We start from the raw sequence: 26,712 nt of genomic DNA on the forward strand, positions 1-26,712 counted from the left end.
GCGGAAATGCCGAATTCCCCGCTCCGGTTCGGAGAGCGGGGAATTCGGAAAGGACCGGGTCAACGGTTCCGCGAGAGACGGCTCACGGAATCTGTGGCCCTGGTGACCTCAGGCGCAGATCAGCCCTGGACGTTGGTCTGCGAGGTCGAGCCCGGGGAGCACTCGGAGACGCTCGGGGCGTCGGCACCGTTGGTGGCCTGGCCGCCGAGGATGCCCAGCACGCTGGCGGCGATGTCGGCGCTGTTCAGCGAGCAGGACAGCACGTTGGCGTTGTTCAGCGCGTTCACGTCGCCGACGTTGACCAGACCGCGCTGCGAGGAGTTGCGGTCCTGGTCGATGTTGTTGATCTGGTCGGCGTTCACGACGGTCTTGTCGCCGTGCTTGTGGCCGTGGTCCCAACCACCATCGCCGGCGAACGCCAGCGGCGAGACGGCGAGCAGCCCAGCGGTGACGCCGGCGGTGATGATTCCAGCCTTCTTCAGCACAGTTAGTTCTCCGTTGTGTACGGGGTCCGTTTCGGACCGGCGTGTTCGGCGTGGGTTCGGGAGCCCCGCCGATGCACAGAACGCTATCCGGTCGACCCTCGATCCAACGAATTCCTTACCACTATCGGACGACAGGCATTACTTTCTGCGAGGATACTGCTCTCATCCGGCAACCCGTCCTCCGCGGTTCCGTCGCTTCCGGCCGCATTCCGCGACAGAACGTGACCGGGCGAGACCCGAACGGACGCGTACCCTTTTCCGGGACCACGCACCGTGATCGACCCTCCGTCACGGGTGGGTCGACGCGTCACCCTGTCGCGTCGACAACGACCCCGTCCGGGTTCACTGCGAGACGCAACAGTTCGTCACAACGACGTATCCCGCACGACCGGGGGTCACACCTACGATCCGCTCACCTCGACGAGCGGAGACGTGTCCCATGACCGGGCCGACCGAGGACTACCCGGGGCAGACGCGGCCTCCGCAGCGGAGCCGCCCGCTGGGTGCTGCCGGCCGGCCCGGGGGTCGGTTACGTCATCTCCGGTGACTACTCCGGCTGGAACGTCGGCCTCGCCGAAGGCGGCTTCGGCGGCCTGCTGATCGCCGGGATCGTCATCGCCGCCATGCACATGGCGAAGGTGCTGGGGATGGCGGAGCTGTCGTCGGCGCTGCCGGCGGCCGGTGGCGGCTACACGTTCGCGCGCCGGGCACCGGGCCCGTGGGGCGTTTCGCCACCGGGACGGCGATCCTCGTCGAGTAGGCGATCGCGTCGGCCGCGATCGCCACCTTCATCGGCCACTACGTCGAGTCGCTCGGCCTGCTCGGCATCACCGACGGCTGGTGGGTCCACCTGGCCGCATACGTGATCTTCGTGGGCATCCACATCGCGGGCGTCGGCGAGGCACTCAAGGCGATGTTCGTGATCACCGCGATCGCGCTCGCCGGTCCGGTGGTGTTCGGTCGGGTTCTGCCTGTCGCTGACCGGGCAGGGCGAGGTGCTGCTGAACATGGCGGTGTTCGGGGCAGCGCTGTCGTACGTGCTCATGATGGTCGGCCACATCGTGCTGCGCCGCCGCGAGCCGGGCATGGCCCGGCCCCACCGGACGCCGGGTGGCACCGTCACCACCGGGTTCGCGCTGGTCATCGCGGTGCTGGCGGTGATCGCGACGTTCCTGGTCGATCCGATCGCGGCGGGCGCGACCCTGGGCGCCTTCGCGCTGTTCATGGTGTACTTCGGCCTCTACTCGCGGCACCACCTGGTGGCGGCCGCTCCGGACGAGGAGTTCGCGGCGCTGGCCGAGGCGGAGGAAGAGCTGACATGACGCGGCGCAGGGCCACCCTCGGCGGGCACACCTACGAGTTCGAGGATGTGGCGGCCCTGCTGGCCGCCGCCACCCCGGAACGCTCGGGGGACGTGCTCGCCGGCGTCGCGGCGTCGTCGGAGCAGGAGCGGGTCGCGGCCCAGAGCCTGCTCGCCGACCTGCCGCTGGCGACGTTCCTGACCGAGCACGTCGTGCCCTACGAGACCGACGACGTCACCCGGCTGATCGTCGACACCCACTCGCCGGAGGCGTTCGCACCGGTCTCGTCGATGACCGTGGGCGGGTTCCGCGAGCACCTGCTCTCGCCGGCCACCGACATCACCGCGCTGGCGCCCGGACTGACCCCGGAGATGGTGGCGGCCACCACGAAGCTGATGCGGCTGCAGGACCTGATCGCGGTCGGCCGCCGCACACCGGTGGAGACCGCGTTCCGCTCCACCGTCGGGCGCCCGGGCACGATGGCGACCCGACTGCAGCCCAACCACCCGACCGACGACCCGGCCGGAGTGACCGCGTCCATCGTGGACGGTCTGCTGCTCGGCTGCGGTGACGCGGTGATCGGGATCAACCCGGCCACCGACTCGCCGCAGCGCACCACGGAGCTGCTGCACCTGATCGACGACATCCGCAGCCGCTATGCGATCCCGACCCAGTCCTGCGTGCTGGCGCACGTCACGACGTCGATCGAGATCATGGAGCGTGACGCCCCGGTGGATCTGGTCTTCCAGTCGATCGCCGGTACCCAGGCCGCCAACGAGGGCTTCGGCGTCACCCTGGAGCTGCTGGGCCAGGCGCACCAGGCGGCACTGTCGCTGGAGCGCGGCACCGTCGGCACGAACTGCATGTACTTCGAGACCGGCCAGGGCAGCGCACTGTCCGCCGGCGCCCATCACGGCGTCGACCAGCAGACCCTGGAGGCGCGCGCCTACGCCGTCGCGCGGGCGTTCGATCCGCTGCTGGTCAACACCGTCGTCGGGTTCATCGGGCCGGAGTACCTGCACGACGGCAAGCAGATCACCCGGGCCGGGCTGGAGGACCACGTCTGCGGGAAGCTGCTGGGCGTCCCGATGGGCGTCGACGTCTGCTACACCAACCACGCCGAGGCCGACGCCGACGACACCGACGCGCTGCTCACCCTGCTCGGCGCGGCCGGATGCTCGTTCGTGATCTGCGTACCCGGCGGGGACGACGTGATGCTGCACTACCAGTCGCTGTCGTTCCACGACGCGCTCTACGCCCGCCAGGTGCTCGGGCTGCGGCCGGCACCGGAGTTCGAGCAGTGGCTGACCACGATGGACATGCTCGCCCCGGACGGCCGGGTGCGGGAGCTGCCCGGAGCCGCGATCCGGACGCTGACGGCGGGTGTCCGGTGAGCGGGACCGATCCGCTCGACGTGCTGCGTGCCTCCACCCGCGCCCGGGTCGCGCTGGGCCGGGCCGGTGACGCGTTGCCCACGGCCCGGCTGCTGGAGCTGCGGGCCGCGCACGCCGCCGCCCGGGACGCGGTGCACTCGCCGCTGGACGTCGACGCGCTCACCGGCGCCGTCGCCGCGCTCGGTGTGGACACGCTGTGGGCCGCCGGCGCCCCGCGGGACCGTGCCGAGTACCTGACCCGGCCCGATCTGGGCCGGCTGCTCGCACCCGGCACCGAGCTGCCGGCGGGCGAGTACGACGTCGTGCTGGTGATCGCCGACGGGCTCTCGCCGCGCGCGGTGCAGGAACACGGGCCGGGGATGCTCGCCGAGATCCTGGACCGGCTCGACGGCTGGCGGGTGGCACCGGTGGTCGTCGCGACTCAGGCGCGGGTGGCGCTGGGCGACGAGATCGCCGCCGCGGTCGGCGCACGCAGCACGGTGGTGCTGATCGGGGAACGTCCCGGGATGAGCTCGGTCGACTCGCTCGGCGTCTACTTCACCTACGACGCCCGCCGTGGCCGCCGCGACTCCGAGCGCAACTGCCTGTCCAACATCCGGCCGCCGCACGGCACCGGATACGCGGCGGCGGCGACCACGCTGGCGATGCTGATGAGCGAGGCCCGGCGATTGAAGCTCTCCGGCGTCGGGTTGAAGGCGGACCCGGCGCTGCCCGCCGGCTGACACGGGATCTCCGGGGCGCCGACCACGGCACCCCGCTGCGCCCGTCACGCCGGACGCAGCCCGGCAGCGTGCCAGGATCCACCGTCAGCGACGACGGATTTCGAGGGAGCGCCGATGCCCGCAGCACCGGACACCGGCGGGCGGCTGCCCTCCGTGGTCCGCGCGCTCGACGTCGTCGAACGGCTCGGCAACCGGCTGCCGCACCCGTTCTGGCTGTTCTGGGTGCTGTCGGCGCTGCTCGGGCTGCTCAGCCTCGGGCTGGCGGCGGCCGGGATCGGCGCCACCGACCCGGGAAGCGGCGGCTGGGTGCCGGTACGCAACCTGCTCAGCGGCGACGGCCTGGCGTTCGCCGTGGGTGCGGCGCTCGACTCCTATCGCAGCTTCCCGCCACTGGTCACGATCATGGTGGTGATCATGGGCGTGGCGCTGGCGGAGCGGACCGGGCTGCTTCGGGCCGCACTGCGCGCGTCGCTCGCGAACGTGCCCGCGTCGCTGGTCGTGTTCGTGCTCGCCTTCCTCGGGACCGTCTCGACGGTGGCGTCGGCGGCCGCCTACGTCATCCTCGTCCCGCTCGGCGGGATCGCGTTCCAGGCCGTCGGACGCTCGCCGATCCTGGGGGTGGTGGTCGCCTACACCTCGATCGCGTCGGGCTACGACGCCAATCCGGTCCCGACGCCCAACGACGTGGTCTTCGCGGGCATCAGCACCGCCGCGGCGCGGATCGTCGATCCGGACGCGGTGGTGACCCCGCTGGCGAACTGGTACTTCAACATCGCGTCCGCGCTGCTGCTCGCCGCCGTGATCACCCTGGTCACCGAGCTGCTGCTGACCCGACGGGACAATCTCGAACCGGACGAGGGCACCGGATCGCACGACGAAGGGCTCGATCTCTCCGCGGACGAACGGTCCGGCCTGCGCTGGGCGTTCCTCGCGGTGCTCACCCTGCTGACCGTCACGCTGCTGCTGACCGCTCCGGCCGGTGCGCCGCTGCGCGGGGACGGCGGGGCCGAGGGCTCGCCGCTGATGGCCGGGGTCGCCTTCCTGATCGCCGTCGTCTTCGGGATCGGCGGCATCGCCTTCGGCATCCGCACCGGCGTGATCCGGACGTTCGACGACGTGCCCGCGATCATGGCGAAGGGCATCGTCACGGTGGCCCCGGTCCTGGTGTTCTTCTTCGCGATCTCCCAGTTCCTCGCCTACTTCGAGTGGACGAACGTCGGGACCCTGCTCTCGGTGGCCACCTCGGACCTGCTGCGCGATATCGGCGCGCCGACCTGGCTGGTGCTGCTGACCGTGCTCGGGTTCCTGCTGGTGCTCAACATCGTGATCACCAGCGGGACGGCGATGTGGGCGATCACCGCACCGGTCGTCGTGCCGATGCTGATGCTGCTCGACGTGCCACCGGACACCGCCCAGGCGGTCTTCCGGATCGCCGACTCCGGGTCCACCTCGATCAGCCCGATGAGCCCGTACTTCCTGCTCGCGCTGGGTTTCCTGCAGCGTTACCGGGCCGGCGCCGGGATCGGCACCCTGGTCTCGTTCACGCTGCCGCTGGCGTTGTTCATGACGGCGGCCTGGACCGTGCTGTTTCTCGTCTGGTGGTCACTGGGGATCCCGCTCGGCCCCGGCGCCCCGGTGCGGTGACATCGCCGGATACTCGGCGGATGGCACGGATCGGGCCCGGTGACCTCGCGCTGACCATGGACGAGCTGCGGGTGGTGGCCGGCTACACGCTGTCCTGCGCCGAGGAGGTGCTCCCGCTGTTCGAGGACGCCGCCCCGGACGATCCGCGCCCGCGCGCCGCCGTGCAGGCCGCCCGGGTCTTCGTCGACGGTGCCGAGCGGTCCCGGCTGCAGCGGGTCACCGCGCTGGACGCGCACCGGGCCGCGAAGGTCGCCACGACCGGGCCGGGCAGGCACGCGGCGCACGCCGCGGGTGACGCGGCCGCCTCCGCCTACCTGCACCCGATCGCACGGGCGACCCAGGTCGGGCACATCCTGCGGGCCGCCGCGCACGCCGCCAGGGCGCTGGAACTCGCCGCCGGTGACGATCCCGCGGTGGGTGACCGGCACATCGAAGGTGCCCGGCGCCGGGCACCGGGCGCACTCGTCGACGTGCTGCGGCGCTACCCGCCCGCCCCCGCCGGGCGGAGCCGGGTCGCGCAACTCATGATCGACCTGGACACCGGGCTGCGCTGAGTCCCGATCGTCCGGCCGTCAGCCGCGGAGCCCGGCGAAGTCCTCGTCGAGCTCGGCGAGCGAGGTCGCGACGTGCTCGCGGCGCTGCCCGATCCACTCGTCCTGGGCGGTCAGCCGCTCCCGCGCCTCGGTGATCATCCGCTCCACCTCGGCGGGCTGCGATCCGCCGGAGGTCGTCCGGTTGTTCACGATCGCGACCGGATCGAGCGCGGCCCGGAACTCGGCCTCGGTCAGCGGCAGCTCCTGCGGGTTGTCCGTCCCGGCGACCGACTCCGTGTAGATGCGCTGGGCCTCGGGGTAGGGGAACTGCAGCGGGCCGATGTTCTCCGACCGCGCGAACGTGACGATCTCCGACGCGACGTGGTGCCCCTCGCGGAACGGGAGTCCGTGGTCACGCATGAGGATGTCGGCGATCTCCTGGGACGCCGTCCAGTCGCTGTTGACCTCCTCGAGCGCCCGCTCCGGGCTGACGACGAGTGCCTTCAGCACCTCGTCGAGACCGGCGAGTGCCTTGATCCCGGCGTCGACCACCTCGGTGTTGTTGTCGACCTCCTTCGGGTCGGGCATGCCGGGGGTGATGTTGTGGGTCTGGAAGACCGGCCCCTGGGCGAGCGTGACGGCCTGCGAGGCGTCGCTGCGGGTGTCGTTGAGCAGGCCGGGATTGCGCTTCTGCGGCATCGCCGAGGAGACGAACGTGTTCCCCTCACCCTCCTCGAGCAGGATCCACGGCCGGGTCTGCGCGTACTGGGTGAGAACGTCCTCGACGAAGTTCCCGCTGTGCAGCGCCACCGAGGTGACGATCGATCCGACCTCGACGGGGTGCTCCATCGACGAGATCTGCGAGGCGTCGTAGGCGTTGTCGACGACCGCGCCGAAACCGAGGTACTCGGCCATCCGCTCCCGGTCCAACGGCCAGCCGGTGCCGTTGAGGACCGTGGTCCCCATCGCGGAACGGTCGACGCGGGCGTAGGCCTCGCGGATCCGCTGTGCGTCCCGGTCGAGGCCCGCGGCGTGGCCGAGCAGCTGGTGCGCGTAGCTGTTCGGCTGGGCGGCGACACCGTTGGTGTAGCTCGGCACGATCGTCGCCGTGTGGTTCGCGGCGAGCTCCACCAGCGTCCGGGACGTCGTGTTCAGCTGCTCGGCGAGCTCGAGCAGCTTGTCCCGCAGGATCGCCGCACGGTAGGTGGCGTGCATGTCCTGGCTGGACCGGCCGGCGTGCAGCAGCGTGACGGTAGCTGTCAAGTCAACTGAGACAGTTGATCTTACTGAGTTGGCTGTAGGACGGGTTGATTGATCCACGCCTGCTCGGGCAGGCGCGGCGGGCTGGGCCGGCGACTGAATCGCTCGGGATACTGGGCGTGTGCGCGGTCGAGGACGGTCTGACGCTGAGCCCGGACCTCGGTCGCGGTGTCGAAGTGGATCGACGCCGGGGTGTGCATGCCGATGCCGGAGTGCCGATGCTCGTGGTTGTAGTGCTCGAAGAACCGCTCGCAGAACGCGCGGGCATCAGCGAGCGAGCCGAACCGGTCCGGGAAGTCCGGCACGTACTTCAGCGTCTTGAACTGCGCCTCGGAGAACGGGTTGTCATTCGAGCACTGCGGCCGGGAATGTGACCGGCAGATACCGAGATCGACCATCAGCTCCGATACCGGTTTCGAGGTCATCGACCCGCCCCGGTCGGCATGAATCGTCTGCGGGATGACGTGGTTGCGGGCGACTGCGTCGGCGAGGAAATCCTTCGCCACGACGGCATCCTCAGCGTTCGCGGCGAGCCATCCGACTACGTAGCGGGAGAAGATGTCGAGCACCACATACAGCTTGTACCACTCGCCCTTCCGCGGGCCCTTCAGCGCGGTGATGTCCCACGACCACACCTCGCTCGGGCCATGAGCGACCAGCTCCGGGCGCACCCGCGGCGGATGCGTGGCCTGGGCGCGCCGTTCCCGGTTCTGACCCGCTGCGCGGGCGATCCGGTACATGCTCGACTGCGAGCACCACCACCGGCCCTCGTCGAGCTCCCGGGCCCACACCTGCGGAATGGCCAGATCCCGGTAGTCCTCGGAGTTCAGCAGCGCGAGCACGGCGGCACGCTCGTCGTCGGTGATCGTCGAGGGCGGGAGCCGGCGCGCACGGTGCGGGCCGTGCAGCGGCCCGAGCGTCACCCCCGCCGGGTCGGCGCGGCGGTAGTGCGTGGCCCGCGACCGACCGGTCAACGCGCACGCCGCCTTGATCGACACCTCAGCGGCGCGCAACTCGGTGAACGCGCCGTTCAACGCCGCTTCCGCGGCGCCGGTGGTTCCTGGTCGTCCGCGCTCTCGGACAGCTGCTCCAAGAGCGCGTGCGCTTTTCCCATGATGTCCAACGCGGTCCGCGTCTTCGTCAGGTCGGATTCGAGTTTCGCGTTCCGGGCCCGGAGCCGTTCCAACTCGGCCGCCTCCGCCGACCGCTTCGGACGTTTCGCCGACCGCCTCGAATCGGCTACGCCCTCCAGCGCGCCGACGTCCCGGGCCCGGGTCCACTCGATCACGTGCGACGAATACAGGCCCTCCCGGCGCAGGACCGCGCCCTTCTCACCGTTCGGCGCGTTCTCATACTCCGCGACGATCGCCAGCTTGTATTCCGCGCTGAACGACCTACGCGACGGACGCGGCGACGGACCACCAGCCGACCGCGGACCCGACGACGACGCCGTCGACCCGCTGCTGCCGGCCCCCGCACCGCGACGCTCCTCCGATGACACGAGCACCAGGATCTCCGATCACGCCCTCTACTGTGAACCGCTGACTTCAACCTGTCTCAGGTGATCTTGGCAGAGAGGGTGACGTCGGTCGAGCCGGCCTCGATGAGCAGCGGCTCGAAGGCGACGACGGTCGACGGGCGCTTCGCACCGGGTGCGGCGCCGTCGTCGATCACCTTCTGCAGGGCGTCGGCGATGCCCGGCACCATCGCCTCGTCCAGCAGCCCTTCCTCGCTGTTGATGACGGTGGTCGCCTTGTTGATCTCGGCGAGCCAGAAGAACTCGTCCCGGATCGGCTCGTCCTGTTCCTGCTGGGCGACCAGCCCCACGGAGCGGTGGTCGTACTCCTGCGCGGAGGCGACGGCGGTCGACAGCAGGATCGCGGTCGCCGCAACCGGCACCACGAACGATCGCGTTCGGCCCCATCCGGAACTGGTGGACATCCTCGTCACTGAGAATCCTCTCGTCGTTCGTCGACGGACACCGGGGTGTCCGGTGAGCAGGACGAGACCGCGTTCCGCGACAGCGGAGCGCCCGCGATTCGTCCCCCCGATTCATCCCCCTGCGGCGAGAATCCCGGCAACCGACGACCGTTTCCATCGGACCCCGGAATTCTTGGGAATCGCTTGGGATTGGGTCGCCGGCGCGGGGAGGATGAGCGGATGGTCCGCTCGCACGTGGTCACCGGTGCCGGTCGCGGTATCGGCCGCGCCATCGCCGAGAAGCTGCTCGCCGGGGGCGACGCCGTCGTCGTCCTGGAACGTGATCCGGGCTGTGCCCGGTGGACCGACACCCATCCGGCCGGGCCCGGGGTCGCCGCCGTCGTCGGAGGCGCCGACGACCCGGCCGCCGCCGAGCGGGCCGCCGATCTCGCACAGCAGCTCGGCCAGCTCTCCGGCTGGGTGAACAACGCGGCCGTCTTCCGGGATGCGGCCCTGCACACCGCGGCCCCCGACGAGCTGGTCGCGCTGATCACCGCGAACCTGGCCCCGGCCGTCGTGGGCACGGCCGTCGCGGTGCGCCGGTTCCGCGCACAGGGCACACCGGGTTCGATCGTGAACATGTCGAGCCACCAGGCCCGGCGCGCCGTCCGCGGCGCGCTCCCCTACGCCACCGCGAAGGCCGCGATCGAAGGCCTGACCAGGGCCGCCGCCGTCGACCACGGCGCGGACGGGATCCGGGTCAACGCGGTCGCACTGGGCTCGATCACGACCGACCGGTACGAGGCGATGCTCGACGACACGGGCGCCGACGACGCGGCCAGGATCGGGCGGGAGATGGCCGAGATCCATCCGCTGGGCCGGGTCGGGAGGCCCGGCGAGGTGGCCGACACGGTCGCCTACCTGCTCTCCGACGCAGCGGGCTTCGTCACGGGAGTGGTGCTGCCGGTGGACGGCGGGCGGGCCGCGCGTGGTCAGGACCCGGAGTCACGCTGAGGGCCGCGAGGGCTGTCAAACCCCTGCCGGCCGGGACCGCCGGAGGCTCGGGCTACCGGACGAGGCCGGTGAAGCTCGCGCCCGACCGGAGCCCCTCGACCAGATGTGCGGTGGCCTGTCGCGGGGTGTCGTGGTCCGCGAGCCACCGGGAGACCTCGCACGCCGCCTCGGCGTACACCTCGACGTCCGCGCTCGCGGCCGCCAGCCACTCGTCCAACGAGGCAGGGAGGGGCCGTCGGCGCGGACCAGGCAGCGGTCGGCCGCACCGGGCGGACCGATGTAGCGCCGGTCGTCTCCGGCGATGACGGCGAGCCCCTCGTCGAACCACTGCGGCACCTGCGCCCGGGCATCGCCGAGCCGGTGGTGGAGCTCGACGTGCGACAGCTCGTGCGCCAGGATCCCGACGTCGATCCCGCGCGGGGACAGCATGACCGCCCGGTTGAGGACCGCGACACCACGCTCGCCCCCACCACCGATCCGGCCGTAACACCCGTCGTCGAAGCAGGCCACGACGGTCGGGACGCTCTGCCGGGTGCCGTGGAAGGTGACGAGCGCGAGCCGGCGCAGGATCCGTCCGGTCCGATGTCCGCGGCCGCTCGGTGCGGCCGCGTTCGGGTCCGGGACGGGATGCACCTGCCATGCGTACCAGGGCCGAGGGGCATCGAACCTGTACGACCGCACTGCCGACCGGCTACCGTCGACGGGTACCGCACAGGCAGCGGATCCCCGACACCGCGTCGACGAGGGAGACCCATGCCTGCCATCACCGTACGAGCGTTCCGTCGAAGCGACCGCGACCAGCTGACGAGTCTGGTCAACAGCCACGCCCAAGCGGCGCTGCCGGGGGCGTCCATCTCGGTCAACACCGTGCTGAGCCGGATCGAGCACGAGCCGGCCGAGTTCATCGTGGGCCCCTGGGTCCGGGAACGCCTCACCTTGATCGCCGAGCAGCGTGGCCGGATAGCCGCCGCCGCCCACCTGGTCCGCTACGACGATTCCACCGACGTCGGCCCGGAGCTGCGCGACTCCGGCGAACTGCGCTGGCTGCTCCACTGGCCCGACGCGTCGCACTGGCCCGACGCCCACCTGGCCGGCCGCGCTGTGGCCGACGCGGCAACAGCGGTCATGCGCTCCTGGAGCGTCCGCGCCGTGCTCGCCGACTTCGCGCTCCCGGCGCCCGGACTGACCGGCGTGGCCGACCAGTGGCCCCATGTCGCTCGGCTGCTCGACGCGCTCGGGTTCGAGAGCCGCAGCAGCGAACAGGTGCTCCTCGCCGACGTCGCGGACCTTCCCGGCGATGCCCGCGGGGACCTGACGATCATGAGAACTCTCGGCGAGTGCGGTACCCGGTTCAGCGCCGTGGCCGGGGACCGGGAGCTGGGCTGTCTGGAGATCGACACCACGATCGCGGGTCCGGGGCAGGTGACGGGTCCGGCCGGCTGGGCGGACGTGGGGAATCTGCATGTCGCCCGGGACAGCCGCATGCAGGGCGTCGGGTCCACGCTGCTCGCTGCCGGTGCGCAGTGGCTCCGGCTCGCCCGGGTCGACCGGCTCCTGGCCTACACCGAGCCCGAGGAGCCCGATCTCGTCGCGTTCCTGCAGCGGTGCGGATTCCGGATCATGACGACCTGCCGCCGAGCGTGGGTGCAGGCCCGTGACGTGTCGCCGAACCTCTCGTGATCAGCCGCGGTCCCGGGCGACGCCGCGCCGGCGGACCGGTCACGGCGCCGCGAACGGACCGGAGAGCCGAGCCCGGTCACCCGGCGCGACCACCCCACGCCGGACCGCCGACCGCGCCGCGGCGGGTCCCGTCCAGGTGCACGGCCAGGGTGGCGACCGCGGTCTCGGAGTCCCGTGCCCGCAACAGGGCGAGGAACGCACGGTGGTCGGCGAGGATCTGCTCGGACCGGCCGGCGACCCGGACGATCGCGCCGAGGTTCATCCGCACCTGACGATCGCGCAGTCCCTCGTACACGTCGACGAGGATGGACCCACAGGTCGACCGGACGAGCAGCGTGTGGAACCGGCGGTCGGCCTCGACGAAATCCATGCCCCGGCCGTCGGCGTCGGCGCGCACCTGCTCGTCGATGCACTCCTGCATCTGCGACGTGACCTCCTCCAGCATCGCGTCGGTGCGGCGCACCAGCTCGGTCGCCGCGTACGACTCGATCACCTGGCGGGCCTCGATCACCGCCTCGACCTCGTCCGGTGAGACCGGGACCACCAGGGCCCCGCGCTTGGGGAACAGGCGCAGCAACCCTTCGGCCTGCAACTGCAGGAACGCCTCGCGCACCGGCGTGCGGCTCAGCTCCAGCGGCCGGGCGATCTGGCCCTCACTGATCAGCTCACCGGCGGGCAGGGATCCGTCCAGGATGCCTGCCTTGGCGAACCGGTAGGCGCGCTCGGTCGCGGTCAGGGGCCGTTCCACGGCCACATCATGCCCGACCGAAGCGGGGCTCCCGAACCGAGGACCTTGCCCGAGCCCAGGTCGCGGCCCTATTGTCCGCTTGACGCATGCAACTTAGATGCATGTCGGATGCATGGAGGACCGGTGCTCCTCGGCCAGGACAGGGTCGTCGACCGGGCCGCCATGACCTCGGAGCTCGTGCGCATGTTGCGCGGCGCGTCGCGGGACATGCGCTGTCCGCGATCGGCCGTCGTGCTGTCCGGTGTGGACGGGAACGGGCCGGCGGTCGCCGCAGCCCACGCGCCCGGCTCCGGAGCGGACGTCGTCGACGCCGAGGCCGTCGTGGCATCGGTCGACCGCACGTGGCGCTCGGGGCCGTGGTCCGAGGGCTCCGTGCTGGTCGCCCCGATGTGGAACGGGGAGGACCTGCTCGGAGCCTGCGCGTTCCTCGGGATCCCGGCACCGGCGGCCGCCTGGGACATCGAACTGGTCCGCGCCGAGCTCTACGCCGCGCGCGCCGTCGCGATCGTCTCGCCGCGGTACCGGCTGCCGGTGCCCGCCGCCGACGCGCTGCCCGATCTCGTGCGGGCGGAGGTCTGCCGGGCCTTCGCCGCCGATCCGCGCCCGGCGCGGGTCGTCGTCTCCGGCACCGAACGCCCGGTGCGCCCCGAGCTCGCCCGGAGCGCGCTGGACGTGCTGCGCGCCTCGTTGGAGAACGCCCGGGCGCACGCCGGACCCTGCCGGATCCGGGTCGGCGTGCTCTACGACGACCGCGAGCTCTGCCTGCTCGTCGAGGACGACGGCCGGGGCTTCGATCCGGCCGTCGCGCTCGACCGGGCCGGGCCCGGCAGCGGGGACGGATCCGGGCTCGCCGCCGTGGCCGCACGGACCCGCGCTGTGGGAGGTGTCGTGGAGATCGACAGCGTGCAGGGATGGGGCACCAGGGTCCGCGTCCGGCTCCCGCACCATCCGGCCGGCCGGCTCGCACCGCCGTCGCCGCGCGCCGCGTGGGTACCCGTCTCCCCGGCGCGCCCGCTCCCGGTCGCCGGCGGCAACGACGCGGCGCTGACCCGACGCGAGCGTGAGGTCCGCGCACTGGTCGAGCAGGGGATGGCGGACAAGCAGATCGCGACCCGGCTCGAGATCTCGGCCAAGACCGTCGAGAAGCACGTCGGAGCGCTGCTGCGCAAGACCGGCGCCCGCAACCGCACGATGCTGGCCCGGTTGTCGATGGCCGACCTCGGACCGGCAACCCCTGCCTGATCGGGCAATCGGCCCCCTCCCCATGGGCAGGTAGGAGAACTCCCCATTCCAGGGACGTGACCCCGGCCATAGCGTCGTCGTGCATCACCGGAGGAGCGGTGTTCCTCCGGTCCGGACTCGACGAGGAGTGACGGTCTCCCATGAGCAGCCTGACCCTGCAGGACGCCGAGAAGGCCCTGTCCGCCGGACTGGCCAAGGCCACCGAGATCGGCCAGCCGATGAACGTAGCGATCGTCGACGCCGGCGGTCACCTGGTCGCATTCGCCCGCCAGGACGGCGCGATCCGCGCCAGCATCGACATCGCGCAGCGCAAGGCGCGCACCTCGATCCTGATGAACCTGCCGACCGCCGCGCTGATGCCGCTGGTCCAGCCCGGCGCCGAGCTCTACGGCCTGGAGCAGACCGCCGACGGGATGGTCGCCTTCGGCGGCGGGATCCCGGTGCACCGCGACGGGGAGCTCGTCGGGGCGGTCGGTGTCAGCGCCGGATCCGTGGAGCAGGACGTCACCGTCGCCGAGGCCGCCGTCGCGGCGCTCGCCTGATCCGCGGCCGCGACGAAGAAGAAGCGACCATGAAGAACAGCCTCGCGGGCGAGCTGGCGAGCGAATTCGCCGGCACCATGATCCTCATCCTGTTCGGCTGCGGCGTCGTGGCCCAGGTCGTCACCTCCGAAGGCGCGTCCGGCGACTGGAACAGCCTGGTCTGGGGCTGGGGCATCGGCGTCATGCTCGGTGTCTACGTCGCGGGCCGGGTCAGCGGCGCCCACCTCAATCCCGCCGTGACGTTCGCACTGGCGGTGTTCAAGGGCTTCTCCTGGCGGAAGGTGCTGCCGTACTCGCTGGCCCAGCTGGCCGGCGCGTTCGTCGCGGCGCTGATCGTGCGGGCCGTCTACGCCGATGCCCTCGCACGCTTCGATCCCGAGCACACCGTGGCCACCCAGACGATCTTCTCCACGCTCCCGGGCGAGGGTGTCTCGATCCCCACCGCGTTCCTGGACCAGGTCGTCGGCACCGCGATCCTGGTCTTCGTGATCTTCGCCTTGACCAACGCCCTGAACAACCCGCCCGGTGCCAACATGGCCCCGGTCACGATCGGGTTGCTGGTCGTCGGTATCGGTGTCGCGTTCGGCACCAACGCGGGTTACGCGATCAACCCGGCCCGCGACCTCGGCCCGCGGCTGGCCTCGTTCCTCACCGGATACGACACCGCATTCCACACCGCCGACGGCGTCCTCTACTTCTGGTTGCCGATCATCGCGCCGCTGATCGGCGCGGTCGTCGGTGGCGGGTTGTTCGTGCTGCTCGTCGAGCGCTACCTCGGCCCCGCGGGGGCCGCCGCCGCGGCCGCCGGCGAGGTGCCCACCGGCCGCGTCCCGCAGCCCGGACCGACCGAGCCGTCCGGCTCGGAGCACCGCGCCCCGACCCCCCTGGAGGAGACCCGATGACCACCACGCTCGGACCGGCGGACTACCCGCTGTCGGTCAACCGCCCGGACCTGATCCGCACCCCGAGCGGCAAGCCGATCGCCGAGGTGACCATGCCGGCCGTCGTCGCCGGGGAGATCACCGCCGACGATCTGCGCGTCAGCGCCGACACCCTCAACCTGCAGGGCCAGATCTCCGACTCCGTCGGCCGCCGGCAGCTCGCCGAGAACATGCGCCGGGCCGCCGAGCTGACCGCGGTGCCCGACGAGGAGGTGCTGGCGATCTACAACGCGCTGCGCCCCCGGGCCTCCACCCGGCAACGCCTGACCGAGATCGCCGAGCGACTCGAGTCCGTCTACAGCGCATCGAACTGCGCGGCCCTGGTCCGCGAGGCCGCGGAGGTCTACGAGGCCCGCAACCTGCTCGCCGGCGAAGGAGCCTGATCATGACCAGCACGCTGCCCGAGACGAACCGGTCCGACACCGCCCCCCGCACCTCGCTGCGGACCCAGATGCTGGAGTCCCGGCCGGTGAACCTCGACGGCTTCGTCGAGGAGTGGCCCGAGAAGGGCCTGGTCGCGATGGAGAGCGCGTTCGATCCCGCGCCGTCGGTGCGGGTGCGCGACGGTGTCATCGTCGAGATGGACGGCCGGGAGCGGGCCGACTTCGACTTCATGGACACCTTCATCGCCGACCACTCGATCGACGTCGAGGTCGCCGAGCGGTCCACCGCGGTCGCCTCGGACGAGATCGCCCGGATGCTGCTCAACCCGACCGTCACCCGGGCCGAGGTCCTCGACATCACCCGCGGGCTCACCCCGGCGAAGCTGCTCGACGTCGTCAAGCTGATGAACGTCGTCGAGATCATGATGTCGATGCAGAAGATGCGGGCCCGCCGCACGCCCGCCAACCAGGCGCACTCGACCAGCGCGCTGGACAACCCGATCCAGGTCGCCGCCGACGCCGCCGAGGCCGCCCTGCGCGGGTTCGCCGAGCTCGAGACCACCCTGGGCGTGCTGCGGTACGCCCCGCTGGTCGCGATCGGGCTGCAGATCGGGGCCCAGTCCGGCCGCGGCGGCGTGATCACCCAGTGCGCACTGGAGGAGGCCACCGAGCTGGCGCTGGGCATGCGCGGCATCACCGGCTACGCCGAGACCATCTCGGTGTACGGCACCGAGTCGGTGTTCGTCGACGGCGACGACACACCCTGGTCGAAGACGTTCCTGGCCGGCGCCTACGCCTCGCGCGGGATCAAGATGCGGTTCACCTCGGGCACCGGTTCGGAGGTGCAGATGGGCAACGCCGAGGGCCGCTCGATGCTGTACCTGGAGATCCGCTGCATCCTGATGGCCAAGGGCGCCGGGGTGCAGGGCCTGCAGAACGGCTCGATCAGCTGCATCGGCGTGCCCGGTGCGGTTCCCGGCGGCATCCGCGCCGTCGCGGCGGAGAACCTGATCTGCTCGATGGTCGACCTGGAGTGCGCAGCCGGCAACGACCAGTCGTTCTCGCACTCGGCGATGCGCCGCACCAGCCGGCTGATGCCGCAGCTGATGGCCGGTCAGGACCTGGTGTGCTCCGGTTTCTCCGGCGTCCCGAACTCGGACAACATGTTCGCCGGGTCGAACCTCGACGTCGAGGACTACGACGACTGGAACACCATCCAGCGCGACCTGCAGATCGACGGCGGGCTGCGGCACGTGCGCGAGAGCGAGATCCTCGCTGCCCGCAACCTGGCCGCCCGCGCCATGCAGGCCGTGTTCGCCGAGCTGGACCTGCCCCGGATCACCGACGAGGAGATCGAGGCCGCCACCTATGCCAACTCCAGCGCCGACTACCCGGTCCGCGACGTCCTCGAGGACCTCAAGGGCGCCCAGTCCGTGATGGACCGCGGCATCACCGGCCTGGACCTGGTCAAGATGCTCGAGCGCACCGGGTTCCACTCGGTCGCCGAGAACTACCTGCAGGTGCTGCGTCAGCGGGTGGCCGGTGATCTGCTGCAGACCTCGGCGATCCTCGACGAGAACTTCGTCGCCCGGGCCGCCATCAACGACGCCAACGACTACGCGGGTCCCGGCACCGGCTACCGGCTCACCGGGGAGCGGTGGGAGCAGCTCAAGCGGCTGCGCCACGTCACCAGCGCCGACAACCCGGAGGAGGAGGTCTCGTGAGCACCTCCGCCGCTCTCCCGATCGCACTCCTGATCACCCGCCCGATCACCCTCCTGATCACCGTCCCGACCACCGGGGAGATCACCTCATGAGCGACACCCCGCTGTCCCTGCGCGAGATCGGCCCGGCCGAGCGCGGCACCCGCTCCGACGAGGTCGTCGTCGCCGTGTCGCCGGCCTTCGGCGGCTATTTCACCAAGACCATCGTCGACGTCCCCCATCGCGAGGTGCTGCGCCAGTGCCTGGCCGGCATCGAGGAGCAGGGGGTGACCGCCCGGATCATCCGGGTCTGGAACACCGCCGATCTCGCCGCGATCGCCTACACCGGTGCGCAGCTGTCCGGCTCGGGTATCGCGGTAGGCCTGCTGTCGCGGGGCACCACGATCATCCACCAGAAGGACCTGCCGCGGCTGTCCAACCTGGAGCTGTTCCCGCAGTCGCCGCTGCTCGACGCCGAGGTCTTCCGCGGCATCGGCTCGAACGCCGCGCAGTACGCCAAGGGCGAGTCCCCGCGGCCGGTGCCGACCCGCAACGACCAGATGGCCCGCCCGCGCTGGCAGGCCAAGGCGGCGTTGCTGCACCTCAAGGAGTTCGAGCAGATCCGTAGCGACGCCGGGCCGGTCGAGGTCGAGATCGCGTCCTCGCTCAGCCACGCGGGCTGAGCCACCGGGTCGAGGAAGGGAGAGCGCAGATGCTGGTCGTCGGCGTCGACATCGGCAACTCCACGACGGAGGCGTGCGTCGCGGAGCTCGACGGCGGGGTCGAGTACCTCGGTACGGCACTGACCGGGACCACCGGGGTCAAGGGCACCCCGGACAACGCCCAGGGCGCGGTCACCGCGGTGCGCCGCGCCCTGGAGCGGGCGGGGCGGGCACCGGAGTCCCTGGACCTGGTGCTGCTCAACGAGGCCACCCCGGTGATCAGCGGTCTCGCCATGGAGACGATCACCGAGACCATCATCACCGAGTCCACGATGATCGGGCACAACCCCGCGACCCCCGGCGGTTGCGGGGTGGGGGTCGGGACGACGGTCGCGGTCGCCGATCTGGCCGACGGTGCCGTCCCCGACGGCCCGGTCATCGTGGTCGTCGAACGGGGCTGGGACTTCGACCGGGTCGCGGCCGTGCTCAACGCGGCGGTGGAACGGGGCGTCGAGCTCGTCGCCGCGGTCCTGGCCGCCGACGACGCGGTGCTGGTGGCCAACCGCATCTCGGTGTCGATCCCGATCGTCGACGAGGTCGGCGCCGTCGAGCGTGTCCCGCTCGGCATGCCGGCCGCCGTCGAGGTGGCCGCGGCGGGCCGCACGATCCGGACGCTGTCGGACTCCTACGGCCTGGCCACGGTGTTCGGCCTGACCCCGGAGCAGACCAAGCAGGTCTCGCCGGTGGCCCGGGCGCTGACCGGCAACCGGTCCGCGGTGGTGGTGCGGACCCCGGCCGGCGACGTCACCGATCGCAAGGTGCCGGTGGGCGAGCTCGTCCTGACCGGGGCGGGCAAGACGCTGCGCGTCGACGTCGACGCGGGCGCCGACTCGATCATGGAGCACCTGGCCAGGGTGCAGCCGCTCGACGACGCCACCGGGGAGCCGGGCACCCATGTCGGCGGGATGCTGGCCGGGGTCCGCGACACGATGACCGACGTCACCGGTCAGAGCGCAGGCGACATCCGGATCCGGGACGTGCTGGCGATCGACACCTTCGTCCCGCGGGAGGTCCGCGGCGGCCTGGCCGGGGAGGTCTCGCTGGAGAACGCCGTCGCCCTCGCGGCGATGGTCCGGACCAGTCGCAGCCGCATGCAGGTCGTCGCCGACCGGGTCGCCGAGGCGCTGGGCTGTGCGGCCCGGATCGGCGGGGTGGAGGGCGAGATGGCCGTCCGCGGTGCGCTCACCACGCCCGGCACCGACAAGCCGATCGCGGTGCTCGACCTGGGTGGTGGCTCCACCGACGCGGCGTTGCTGACCCGCGAGGGCGAGTGCACCGCGGTGCACGTGGCCGGGGCCGGGGAGCTGGTCACGAAGCTGATCGACTCCGAGCTGGCGCTGGACAACCGGGACACCGCGGAGGCGGTGAAGTGGCACCCACTGGCCAAGGTGGAGAGCTTCTTCCACATCCGGCACGAGGACGGCACCGTCCAGTTCTTCACCGAGCCGCTGCCGCCCGAGATCTTCGCCCGCGTGGTCTGCATGACCCCGGACGGTCCGGTCCCGATCGACACCCGGCACGGCATCGACCACGTCCGGCGGGTGCGGCGCGAGGCGAAGCGGCGCGTCTTCGTGGTGAACGCGTTGCGCGCGTTGCGCCAGGTCGCGCCCGGCGGGTCGCTGCGGGTGCTGGACTTCGTCGTGCTGCTCGGCGGTTCGGCGCTCGACTTCGAGATCCCGGACATGATCTCCGACGCCCTCGCCGGGCACGGCATCGTCTGCGGCACGGGGAACGTGCACGGCACCGAGGGCCCGCGCAACGCCGTCGCGTCGGGCCTCGTCGACTCCTACGCCGCGGTCCCGGTGGAGGTGGCGTTATGAGTGCCGTCGAGGACCCGGACCGCCCGGCCGTCCTCGTCCGGCACCACCCCGATGCGCCCGCCGAGGTGCTCCGCCAGGTCTGCGCGGGCATCGAGGAGGAGGGGGTGCCGCTGATCGCGGCCGCCGCCGGCCCGTCCCCCTCCTCCGCGGGCCCCTCCTCCGCCGGCTCCTCTTCCGCCGGCTCCTCCTCCGCGGGCCCTTCCTCCGGCACCCCTTCCTCCGGCACCCCCTCCTCCGGCACCCCCTCCTCCGGCACCCCCTCCTCCGCCGACCGCGACGGGCCGGACGCCGCCGATGCCGCGACCGCGCTCGCGCACCGCGCTGCGTTGCGGTCCCGGCTCGACACCGGGATCGGGATCGACAGCCGGGGCCGGGTCGTCGTCCACCACGCGAAGCTGCCGCTGGACCGGCCCGCCTACGTCGAGCCCGCCGCGGGTGAGACCGCGCGGGCCGCCGAGGACCCGGTACCGCCCGGCCGGCGCGCAGGGGCAGCCGCCGCGCGGATCGTCACGGGCCTGGCCCTCCCGCGCGCCGTGACGGCCCGCCCGGTCACCGGCACGGCCGGGACGGACCCGCCGTGACGGCGCGGGCGATGCTGTGGGCGGCGATGCTGGGAATGCTCGCGATCCGGTCGGTGGTGCTGCAGGCTGCTGTCGTGCTCACAATGGCGCTGCTCGTGTTCGCTGTGGAGAGGACATTCGTCCGATGATCGGTTCCGGGGACAGCCTCGTCGGCGCACCGCCGGACGGGCCGGACACTGCGCAGCCGTCGATGCAGCCGTCGATCTCCCGTGTGCTGGCCGACCTCGCCGCGGTGGGGCCCTTCTTCGAGCTGCGCGACGTCGTCGCCGAGCGCGCCGAGGGCCGCGTCGTCCGCCCGTGCACCGCCCTGCTCGGCGAGCTCGACGAGCGGATCGAGCGCACCCGCGTCGCGCTGGACGCCCATGGCCGGCTCGGCCGCCGGATCGCCGCCTCGATCACCGCGCAGGGGCTCGCGGCGAAGCTCGTCTCCGGGCCGGTGGCCGCGATGGCGATGCACGACGTCGCCGTGGACACGACCCGCGCCACCGTGTGGTGGTCGGCCACCCCCGCCGGCGACGTGGTGGCGCTGGACCCGGTGCGGTTCGTCCCGTCCCGGGACACCGTCGCCCGGTTCCCGGTCGTCGACGAGATCCTGGTGCCGCTGGTGGAGGCCATCCACGACGGGTTCGGGGTCTCGCCGACGGTGCTGTGGGGCAACGTGGCGTCCTCGGTCGCCGGGGCCAAGCGGGTGCTCGACATCCAGCGCCCGGACCTCGCCCGGCAGGTCGCCGACGCTGCCGCGGACATGCTGGCGCACCCGAGGCTGAGCGAGGAGGGAGAGCGCCGTGATCCGGTCGCGCCCGACCAGCTCTGGACCTACCGCCGCCGCTCCTGCTGCCTGTACTACCGGCTGCCCGGCGGGAACGTCTGTGCCGACTGCGTCCTGCAGAACCGCTGGTCAGACCACTGAGGTCGGCATCGGTGCCGGGCGTGCGGCTCGGTCGGCCCGGATCCGGTGCCGATATCGGCTTGCACCTCCACCGACTGGAGACGCGACGCTCGGAGCATGACCTTCACCGTGCTGGACACCGGACCGGCGATGCGGGAGATCCTGCACGCGGCCGAGCAGGATCGCGCCGATCTGCTGCGCACGGCGCTGGAGCCGGCGGCGGGCCTGTACCGCTTCTATCCCGGCGAGCCCGACCTGATCCGGATGCACCGGATGGGCCCCGGTTTTCCCCTCGACCGTGACGTCGATCTGTCGCTGGACGGTCTCCGGCGGCTGGAGGAAGCGAACGCGTGGGAGCGGATCGGTGATGCCCTGCGCCGGGCGGCCACGCTTCTCGAACGGGCCGATCCCGGTCTGCAGGTACCCGACGCCACCGTGCTTCTGGTGCTGGGACACCCGACCGACGAGTTCTTCCACGACGTCAACCTCGGGATGACCGCCAACGGCTCGATGCCCGGGTATCTCTACCTCAACGTCTGGCCGTCGCCGGAGAACCTGGCCCGGCTGGAGGCAACGGCCGTGCACGAGCTGAACCACAACGCCCGGTACGCGCCCGGCAACGTGGTATGGGATCCGGCCACGGTCACCGTCGGCGAGTACGTGGTCTCCGAGGGCTTGGCCGATGCCTTCGCCCGCGAGCTGTACGGCGACGAACTGGGACGGACCCGGATCGGAGTACCCCTTGCCGATGACGACGAGGTGTTCCGCCGAGTTCTCACCGGGCTCGACGTGACCGGGATGCAGAACTTCTCCGCCTGGGTGTTCGGGGACGCGCATGCCGCGAGGTTCGGCGGTGAGCCGGTCGGTCTCCCGACGGGGGCGGGATACGCGGCCGGCAACAGGCTCGTGGACACCTACCTCGCGCAGACCGGACGGACCGCGTCGGAGTGTCTGCTGGCGCCGGCGGCCGAGGTCATCGCCGCATCGGTGTAAGCGCGCGGTGGTGTCGGCCGGGCCCCGGTGGTGATCCATCTCCTCGCAGCGCGCTCTCGTCCCCCGGGCGGGGTGCACGGTATTCGGTCCTGCCTTGCGCGCCGCCCCTCGGCTGCTGTGTCGGGGCACCGCGAGTAGATCGCCGTCCCACCCACTCCCCTGATCTCCGAGCGGTATCGAGCGTGGGCCGAGCCCGAGGGTCAGGCCGCACTCTTCGTCCACGGTGATCCCGGGGCCGGTGCCGGACCAGCGCCTGGAACCCGTTCACGTCCGCGTTCCGCGGAACGCACACGATCTCGAGCTGTTCGTGCTCATGCGCCCAGCCGATCAGTCCGGCATCGACGGAGTTGACGTAGCCAGCTTCGACCCGGACGAACCCGACCTGCGGGAGCTCGCGGTGCAGCCCCGCCGGCACGAGTACCAGCTCCGCCACACCGGGCACGCCTCAGGTTCCACAACACGCTCTCATCAGGTCACCCGATCGCCGGCGCGGTCCCGTGGCCCCCTCCCCGGCCGGAGTCCGCTCACCACGTGAGCGAATTCCGGAACCAGACACCCTGTGCCCGTCCGCCTCCTCGATGTCCGGGCCAGCCGGGCACCGATGGACTCGTCTGTCGGCGGAAACCGCTCACCTGGTGAGCGAACTCCGGCCACCCCCTCCCCACCGGTCGGACCTACGCCTCCGAACCCGCGGCGCCCGACCGACCCGGCCCTCACGGGCCCTCGGAAGTTGGCGGCACTCTGCCGGACGGAGCGGGTCGTCGCCGCGCGCTGGGCCATGGGCCGCCCGAGACCTATGGTGTGCGATATGCCCGTGCAGGTCCTGACGTTCGCCGGCGTCGCAGCCCTCCTCGTACTCGTACCAGGACCCGCGGTCACACTGATCATGAAGAACGCAGCACTACACGGTGCTCGACATGCGCTGAGAACTGCCTGGGGCATCTTCTGCGCAGACCTCGTCTGGGCAAGTGCGTCAATTTTCGGACTGACCGCCGTGCTCGTCGCCAGCGGACCGGCCTTTCTCGTCGTCAAGCTGGCGGGCGCCGCCTACTTGATCTATCTCGGCATCCGTCTGCTGTTCTGGCGAAGCGATGACGGCAAACATGACAGTGGATCGACCGAAGCCACAGGAAGTACGCGCCCCTCATTTCGCGAGGGCTTCATCTGCGATATGGCGAACCCGAAGACAGTCCTGGTGTACGCGAGCATCATCCCGCAGTTCGTCCAGGCAGGACCGAACGCCGTGCTTCAGGTAGCGGTTCTCGGTGTCACATTCGCCGTGATCGGCTTTGCTTCACTGGTCGCTTATACTGCGCTCTTCGCGTCCGCGCGCTCGATCATGGTGCGATCCCGCGTGAAGAAGTGGCTGATGCGAGTCAGTGGTGGGATTCTCACGTCGTTCGGTATCGGACTGGCGGCGTCTGCTCGATAGCCTGGAGCCGCCTCGCCGCGCATGCCGAGACAGGTCACCGTGCACGTGATAACGAACCTCGTTGCCTCGCTCGACCGCTGCGGGCAGGCTGCGCCGATGGAGGTCCTCCGAGTCGACCCCCGCGATCAGCGGTGGGAGTGCGACACCCCGACGTACCGGGTCTACTTCTACGAGGGCACGAGCTCCGACGAGTACGAGATCCGTGGGGCGAACGACGTTCATGCGGTGATCAGGTGGGCCGAGAGCGACCGCACACAGCGCCCGTATGTCCTGTACGTGCGCGTCGATCAGGATGGCCTCGGATTGGTGCGGCTGGCGGGCAGGGACCCCAACGCGAACCCAGGCGGGTCGGCCAACATCGCCATCACGACGTACGGCACCGGTGCGGACGACGCTCACCTGCCGAAGGAGCAACGGCTCCGTGGGTCCCCCACGCGGTCTCGCACATCGCCTCTGCCGCCGTCTCCGGCGGACCGACCCCGGGGCTCGTGACGACACCGACGGCCAGCAATCCCGCGACGCCCCGAGCAGAGCCTCATCGGGCGCGCTCCGATGATTCTCGCGCGCGACGGCGGTCCGATGATGTGAAGCGAATCCGACAAGGGAGATCGTCCATGACCGAGGCCATCGTGCAGCCGACCCGCGCCCACCTCTGGGGCCTTGCTCACGCAGAACGCGCCACCCTCGCCGACGACCTGACCGGCCTGGACGAGGAACAGTGGAGCGCACCGTCACTGTGCGAGCGCTGGAGTGTGGAGGAGGTCGTCGCGCACCTGACCGCAGCAGCGTCCCTGGGAAGGTTCCGGTGGCTGCGCAGCGTCGTCGGAGCGCGCGGTGACTTCGACGTCCACAACGACCGGCGCCTGACCGAGCAGCGCGGTATCTCACCGGCCGACACCCTGCAGCGGTTCCGGGCCGTGATCGACAGCACCACGGCCGCGTCCGGACACACCGCCGCGTGGCTCGGGGAGGTCGTCGTCCACAGCCAGGACATCCGCCGATCGCTGGGACTGCCCGGATCCGCGAGTGTCGAGGCGACGACCGAGGTGGCCCGGTTATTCGTCAGCCGGGACTTCACCGTGCCGAGCAAGACCCTGGCCACCGGACTCCGGCTGGAGGCCACGGACGGCCCGTTCCGGCACGGCGAAGGCCCCGTGGTCTCGGGGACCACCGAGGCGCTCACGATGACGCTCGCGGGCCGCCCGGCGTATCTCGACGAGCTGTCCGGGGCAGGCGTGACGCTGCTGCACGATCGGATCGGCTCCGGAGACAAGTAGTCGCCTGGCACACAGGAGCCGGGTGGCCACGCCGTCCGCGGTCAGCCTGCCGGCAGCGCTGTCGCCGGAGGAACGCCACCCTGCCGCTCCTCCGCAGCTGCTCGATCGTGGCGGATGCCGGCATCGACGTCGGCTACCGTCGCCCGCGTGACCGACGTCGCCGACCTCCGTCTCGTGGACCTGCCAGGAGGGCAGGTGCGCCTTTCCGATCGTCGCAGCGAGCGAGACTGGCTCATCGAGGTCGCCCCGTTCGCGATCGCCGACAGTCCGGTCACGGTGGCGCTGTACGACTCCGTCCATGACTCGATGTCGAAGGACGGAAGGCTCCCCCTTGTCGATGTGACGTGGTGGGACGCCGTGCGATTCTGCAACGCTCTCTCTGTTCGCCATACCCTTTCTCCCGCCTATGTCATCGACGAGCCCGGTGAACGCATCACCTGGAACCCCACCCGGAATGGTTACCGGATTCCCACCGAAGCCGAGTGGGAGTACGCCTGCAGGGCCGGAACGAGGGGCCCCCGATACGGCGATCTCGATGACATTGCCTGGTACCGCGAAAACTCCGGCGAGCAGATCCGCCAAGTCCGCGGGAAGGCACCGAACCCGTGGGGCCTGCACGACACGCTCGGATTGGTGTGGGAATGGTGCTGGGACGTCTACGATCCGCAGGTGTACGGGACCTACCGGGTGCTGCGCGGCGGAGGATGGTTCGACGAGCACTGGAGTTGCCGCGCCTCCGTCCGGCGGCGTAGCCACCCGACGTTACGGCTCGATGACGTGGGTTTTCGGCTTGCACGCTCCGGGACAGCGTCGGAATGAAGGGCTCCGGCCCCCGTTCGTGGCCAGGTAGACGGCACCGGCGCCGCGAACGCGCCGGAGATGCAGTGAGCGACGGAGAACGGAAGGTCCGGGTCTATCCAGGGGCGGATGCACTGTCTTTGACCTACGGTTGCCCGTGTGGGGGTCAGCGCGGAACGAAGCCGCCCACGGATTCTGGACGGGCCCCGATCCGTCCTCAGCACGGTCGAGGACCTGCTTGAGGCCAAGATCGTTGCTGAGCATCCCACCAGAGCTGGATTCACCTTGCGTGGCTACGCCCCTGGCCGCGGGCCGCTCCGGTGATCAGTGCGATCCGGCCATGGAAGCGTCCGGTGGTCCTCGGCTGGGGAATGCTCATACGAAGGCCGGGGGCCGGCATGGCCGAACCCGCGCCGCCGGAGGCGGCCTCGAGCTCAGCTGCTCGTGGCACCCGATCCTGGCTGATTCGGCAGGACAGGATGTTCCGTGCTCTCGCGGCCTCGCAGAGGGGTGTCCTACAAGGACATCGCTCTGGCCGTAGGGCGTGATCGGTCGGTGATCTCACGGGAGGTCCGCCGTCACGGCGGGCGCGAGGTCTACCGGGCCGCAGCCGCTGCGCAGGAGGCGCAGGCCGCACGCGCGCGCCCGAAGCGACTCGCGGTGAGCCGAGACCGCCATGCGGAATCAGA

At 71.2% G+C, this 26,712-nt stretch carries 30 protein-coding genes and 2 pseudogenes; 23 read left to right on the plus strand and 9 right to left on the minus strand.

Annotated elements, in window-relative coordinates; translation table 11 throughout:
- Positions 1-119: 119 nt before the first annotated feature.
- Together Pdca_RS29230 and Pdca_RS37855 are read right to left on the minus strand one after the other, a co-directional pair.
- Complete coding sequence (locus Pdca_RS29230; RefSeq protein WP_085912542.1) at positions 120-485, minus strand: hypothetical protein; 366 nt, start codon at positions 483-485, stop codon at positions 120-122.
- A 688-nt stretch (positions 486-1,173) separates the two neighbouring features.
- Positions 1,174-1,494, minus strand: coding sequence for a hypothetical protein (locus Pdca_RS37855; RefSeq protein WP_307724084.1), 321 nt, complete (start codon positions 1,492-1,494; stop codon positions 1,174-1,176).
- Here Pdca_RS37855 and Pdca_RS37860 point away from each other — a divergent pair.
- The 5 genes from Pdca_RS37860 (at position 1,493) to Pdca_RS29255 (ending at position 6,100) form a co-directional block, all read left to right on the plus strand.
- Positions 1,493-1,807, plus strand: coding sequence for a hypothetical protein (locus tag Pdca_RS37860; protein WP_307724083.1), 315 nt, complete (start codon positions 1,493-1,495; stop codon positions 1,805-1,807). The two genes, Pdca_RS37855 and Pdca_RS37860, sit on opposite strands and share 2 nt — an antisense overlap.
- Positions 1,804-3,180: an ethanolamine ammonia-lyase subunit EutB gene (locus tag Pdca_RS29240; RefSeq protein WP_085912541.1), complete on the plus strand. Its 1,377-nt coding sequence runs from the start codon at positions 1,804-1,806 to the stop codon at positions 3,178-3,180. Before Pdca_RS37860 ends, Pdca_RS29240 begins: the two co-directional genes overlap by 4 nt.
- Positions 3,177-3,902 carry an ethanolamine ammonia-lyase subunit EutC gene (gene eutC / locus Pdca_RS29245; protein ID WP_085912540.1) on the plus strand — a complete coding sequence of 242 codons (726 nt, stop codon included), beginning with the start codon at positions 3,177-3,179 and terminating at the stop codon, positions 3,900-3,902. Before Pdca_RS29240 ends, eutC begins: the two co-directional genes overlap by 4 nt.
- Before the next feature lie 114 nt (positions 3,903-4,016).
- Positions 4,017-5,546 carry an AbgT family transporter gene (locus Pdca_RS29250; RefSeq protein WP_085912539.1) on the plus strand — a complete coding sequence of 510 codons (1,530 nt, stop codon included), beginning with the start codon at positions 4,017-4,019 and terminating at the stop codon, positions 5,544-5,546.
- A gap of 20 nt (positions 5,547-5,566) precedes the next feature.
- Entirely contained in the window at positions 5,567-6,100 is a 534-nt protein-coding gene (locus tag Pdca_RS29255) for a putative immunity protein (RefSeq protein WP_085912538.1), read from the plus strand.
- Between the two features lie 18 nt (positions 6,101-6,118).
- Here the strand turns inward: Pdca_RS29255 and Pdca_RS29260 are convergent, their stop codons facing one another.
- The 4 genes from Pdca_RS29260 to Pdca_RS29275 are packed head-to-tail and all read right to left on the minus strand — an operon-like array spanning position 6,119 to position 9,280.
- Positions 6,119-7,342, minus strand: a complete 1,224-nt coding sequence (locus Pdca_RS29260) for a lyase family protein (protein WP_197719840.1) — start codon at positions 7,340-7,342, stop codon at positions 6,119-6,121.
- 20 nt (positions 7,343-7,362) lie between these two features.
- Entirely contained in the window at positions 7,363-8,373 is a 1,011-nt protein-coding gene (locus Pdca_RS29265; RefSeq protein ID WP_125911267.1) for an IS3 family transposase, read from the minus strand.
- Positions 8,370-8,846: a transposase gene (locus tag Pdca_RS36145; protein WP_179956585.1), complete on the minus strand. Its 477-nt coding sequence runs from the start codon at positions 8,844-8,846 to the stop codon at positions 8,370-8,372. Before Pdca_RS36145 ends, Pdca_RS29265 begins: the two co-directional genes overlap by 4 nt.
- Before the next feature lie 50 nt (positions 8,847-8,896).
- Positions 8,897-9,280, minus strand: coding sequence for a hypothetical protein (locus Pdca_RS29275; RefSeq protein WP_125911607.1), 384 nt, complete (start codon positions 9,278-9,280; stop codon positions 8,897-8,899).
- A gap of 219 nt (positions 9,281-9,499) precedes the next feature.
- Between Pdca_RS29275 and Pdca_RS29280 the strand changes: the two genes are divergently transcribed.
- Positions 9,500-10,273 carry an SDR family NAD(P)-dependent oxidoreductase gene (locus Pdca_RS29280; protein ID WP_085915871.1) on the plus strand — a complete coding sequence of 258 codons (774 nt, stop codon included), beginning with the start codon at positions 9,500-9,502 and terminating at the stop codon, positions 10,271-10,273.
- Positions 10,274-10,325: 52 nt separating this feature from the next.
- Here the strand turns inward: Pdca_RS29280 and Pdca_RS35850 are convergent, their stop codons facing one another.
- Complete coding sequence (locus Pdca_RS35850) at positions 10,326-10,490, minus strand: hypothetical protein (protein ID WP_158092312.1); 165 nt, start codon at positions 10,488-10,490, stop codon at positions 10,326-10,328.
- A 536-nt stretch (positions 10,491-11,026) separates the two neighbouring features.
- On the opposite strand from Pdca_RS35850, the gene Pdca_RS29285 reads away from it, so the two are divergent.
- Positions 11,027-11,953 carry a GNAT family N-acetyltransferase gene (locus Pdca_RS29285; RefSeq protein WP_141287066.1) on the plus strand — a complete coding sequence of 309 codons (927 nt, stop codon included), beginning with the start codon at positions 11,027-11,029 and terminating at the stop codon, positions 11,951-11,953.
- A gap of 76 nt (positions 11,954-12,029) precedes the next feature.
- On the opposite strand, the gene Pdca_RS29290 is transcribed toward Pdca_RS29285, so the two are convergent.
- The gene (locus Pdca_RS29290; protein ID WP_125911609.1) at positions 12,030-12,701 is read right to left on the minus strand and encodes a GntR family transcriptional regulator; all 672 of its coding nucleotides are present in this window, start codon (positions 12,699-12,701) and stop codon (positions 12,030-12,032) included.
- Between the two features lie 123 nt (positions 12,702-12,824).
- Here Pdca_RS29290 and Pdca_RS36150 point away from each other — a divergent pair, with 123 nt between their 5' ends.
- From Pdca_RS36150 to Pdca_RS29340, 11 genes are all read left to right on the plus strand, one after another.
- Positions 12,825-13,943 (plus strand): LuxR C-terminal-related transcriptional regulator, encoded by a 1,119-nt coding sequence (locus Pdca_RS36150; RefSeq protein ID WP_085915868.1) that lies wholly within the window; start codon positions 12,825-12,827, stop codon positions 13,941-13,943.
- A 140-nt stretch (positions 13,944-14,083) separates the two neighbouring features.
- The gene (locus tag Pdca_RS29300; protein ID WP_085915867.1) at positions 14,084-14,485 is read left to right on the plus strand and encodes a GlcG/HbpS family heme-binding protein; all 402 of its coding nucleotides are present in this window, start codon (positions 14,084-14,086) and stop codon (positions 14,483-14,485) included.
- Positions 14,486-14,514: 29 nt separating this feature from the next.
- The gene (locus Pdca_RS29305) at positions 14,515-15,387 is read left to right on the plus strand and encodes an MIP/aquaporin family protein (RefSeq protein WP_085915866.1); all 873 of its coding nucleotides are present in this window, start codon (positions 14,515-14,517) and stop codon (positions 15,385-15,387) included.
- Complete coding sequence (locus Pdca_RS29310; RefSeq protein ID WP_085915865.1) at positions 15,384-15,809, plus strand: diol dehydratase small subunit; 426 nt, start codon at positions 15,384-15,386, stop codon at positions 15,807-15,809. The genes Pdca_RS29305 and Pdca_RS29310 overlap by 4 nt, the downstream gene beginning before the upstream one ends.
- 2 nt (positions 15,810-15,811) lie before the next feature.
- Entirely contained in the window at positions 15,812-17,533 is a 1,722-nt protein-coding gene (locus tag Pdca_RS29315; RefSeq protein ID WP_085915864.1) for a propanediol/glycerol family dehydratase large subunit, read from the plus strand.
- Between the two features lie 88 nt (positions 17,534-17,621).
- Entirely contained in the window at positions 17,622-18,194 is a 573-nt protein-coding gene (locus Pdca_RS29320) for a propanediol/glycerol family dehydratase medium subunit (protein WP_085915863.1), read from the plus strand.
- Between the two features lie 29 nt (positions 18,195-18,223).
- Positions 18,224-20,053, plus strand: coding sequence for a diol dehydratase reactivase subunit alpha (locus tag Pdca_RS29325; RefSeq protein ID WP_085915862.1), 1,830 nt, complete (start codon positions 18,224-18,226; stop codon positions 20,051-20,053).
- Positions 20,050-20,634 (plus strand): glycerol dehydratase reactivase beta/small subunit family protein, encoded by a 585-nt coding sequence (locus Pdca_RS29330; protein WP_085915861.1) that lies wholly within the window; start codon positions 20,050-20,052, stop codon positions 20,632-20,634. The genes Pdca_RS29325 and Pdca_RS29330 overlap by 4 nt, the downstream gene beginning before the upstream one ends.
- The gene (locus tag Pdca_RS37670; RefSeq protein WP_269462823.1) at positions 20,631-20,762 is read left to right on the plus strand and encodes a hypothetical protein; all 132 of its coding nucleotides are present in this window, start codon (positions 20,631-20,633) and stop codon (positions 20,760-20,762) included. Before Pdca_RS29330 ends, Pdca_RS37670 begins: the two co-directional genes overlap by 4 nt.
- Positions 20,759-21,544, plus strand: coding sequence for a (2Fe-2S)-binding protein (locus Pdca_RS29335; RefSeq protein WP_085915860.1), 786 nt, complete (start codon positions 20,759-20,761; stop codon positions 21,542-21,544). Before Pdca_RS37670 ends, Pdca_RS29335 begins: the two co-directional genes overlap by 4 nt.
- A 96-nt stretch (positions 21,545-21,640) precedes the next feature.
- Positions 21,641-22,516 (plus strand): DUF2268 domain-containing putative Zn-dependent protease, encoded by an 876-nt coding sequence (locus tag Pdca_RS29340; protein WP_085915859.1) that lies wholly within the window; start codon positions 21,641-21,643, stop codon positions 22,514-22,516.
- Positions 22,517-22,757: 241 nt separating this feature from the next.
- Here the strand turns inward: Pdca_RS29340 and Pdca_RS37230 are convergent.
- Positions 22,758-22,898: pseudogene (locus Pdca_RS37230) on the minus strand (IS5/IS1182 family transposase); the annotation flags it as partial.
- Positions 22,899-23,324: 426 nt separating this feature from the next.
- Between Pdca_RS37230 and Pdca_RS29345 the strand changes: the two are divergent.
- The 5 genes and pseudogenes from Pdca_RS29345 to Pdca_RS38130 form a co-directional block, all read left to right on the plus strand.
- On the plus strand, positions 23,325-23,948 hold the full coding sequence (locus Pdca_RS29345) for a LysE family translocator (RefSeq protein ID WP_158092311.1): 624 nt from the start codon (positions 23,325-23,327) through the stop codon (positions 23,946-23,948).
- 21 nt (positions 23,949-23,969) lie between these two features.
- On the plus strand, positions 23,970-24,440 hold the full coding sequence (locus Pdca_RS36155; protein WP_174824399.1) for a hypothetical protein: 471 nt from the start codon (positions 23,970-23,972) through the stop codon (positions 24,438-24,440).
- Positions 24,441-24,562: 122 nt separating this feature from the next.
- Positions 24,563-25,225, plus strand: a complete 663-nt coding sequence (locus Pdca_RS29355) for a maleylpyruvate isomerase family mycothiol-dependent enzyme (RefSeq protein WP_085915856.1) — start codon at positions 24,563-24,565, stop codon at positions 25,223-25,225.
- Between the two features lie 147 nt (positions 25,226-25,372).
- Positions 25,373-26,044 (plus strand): formylglycine-generating enzyme family protein, encoded by a 672-nt coding sequence (locus Pdca_RS29360; protein WP_232021272.1) that lies wholly within the window; start codon positions 25,373-25,375, stop codon positions 26,042-26,044.
- Between the two features lie 436 nt (positions 26,045-26,480).
- A pseudogene (locus Pdca_RS38130) lies at positions 26,481-26,692 on the plus strand (helix-turn-helix domain-containing protein); the annotation flags it as partial.
- Positions 26,693-26,712: the final 20 nt, after the last annotated feature.

This window comes from Pseudonocardia autotrophica, from assembly GCF_003945385.1.
Lineage (GTDB): Bacteria > Actinomycetota > Actinomycetes > Mycobacteriales > Pseudonocardiaceae > Pseudonocardia > Pseudonocardia autotrophica.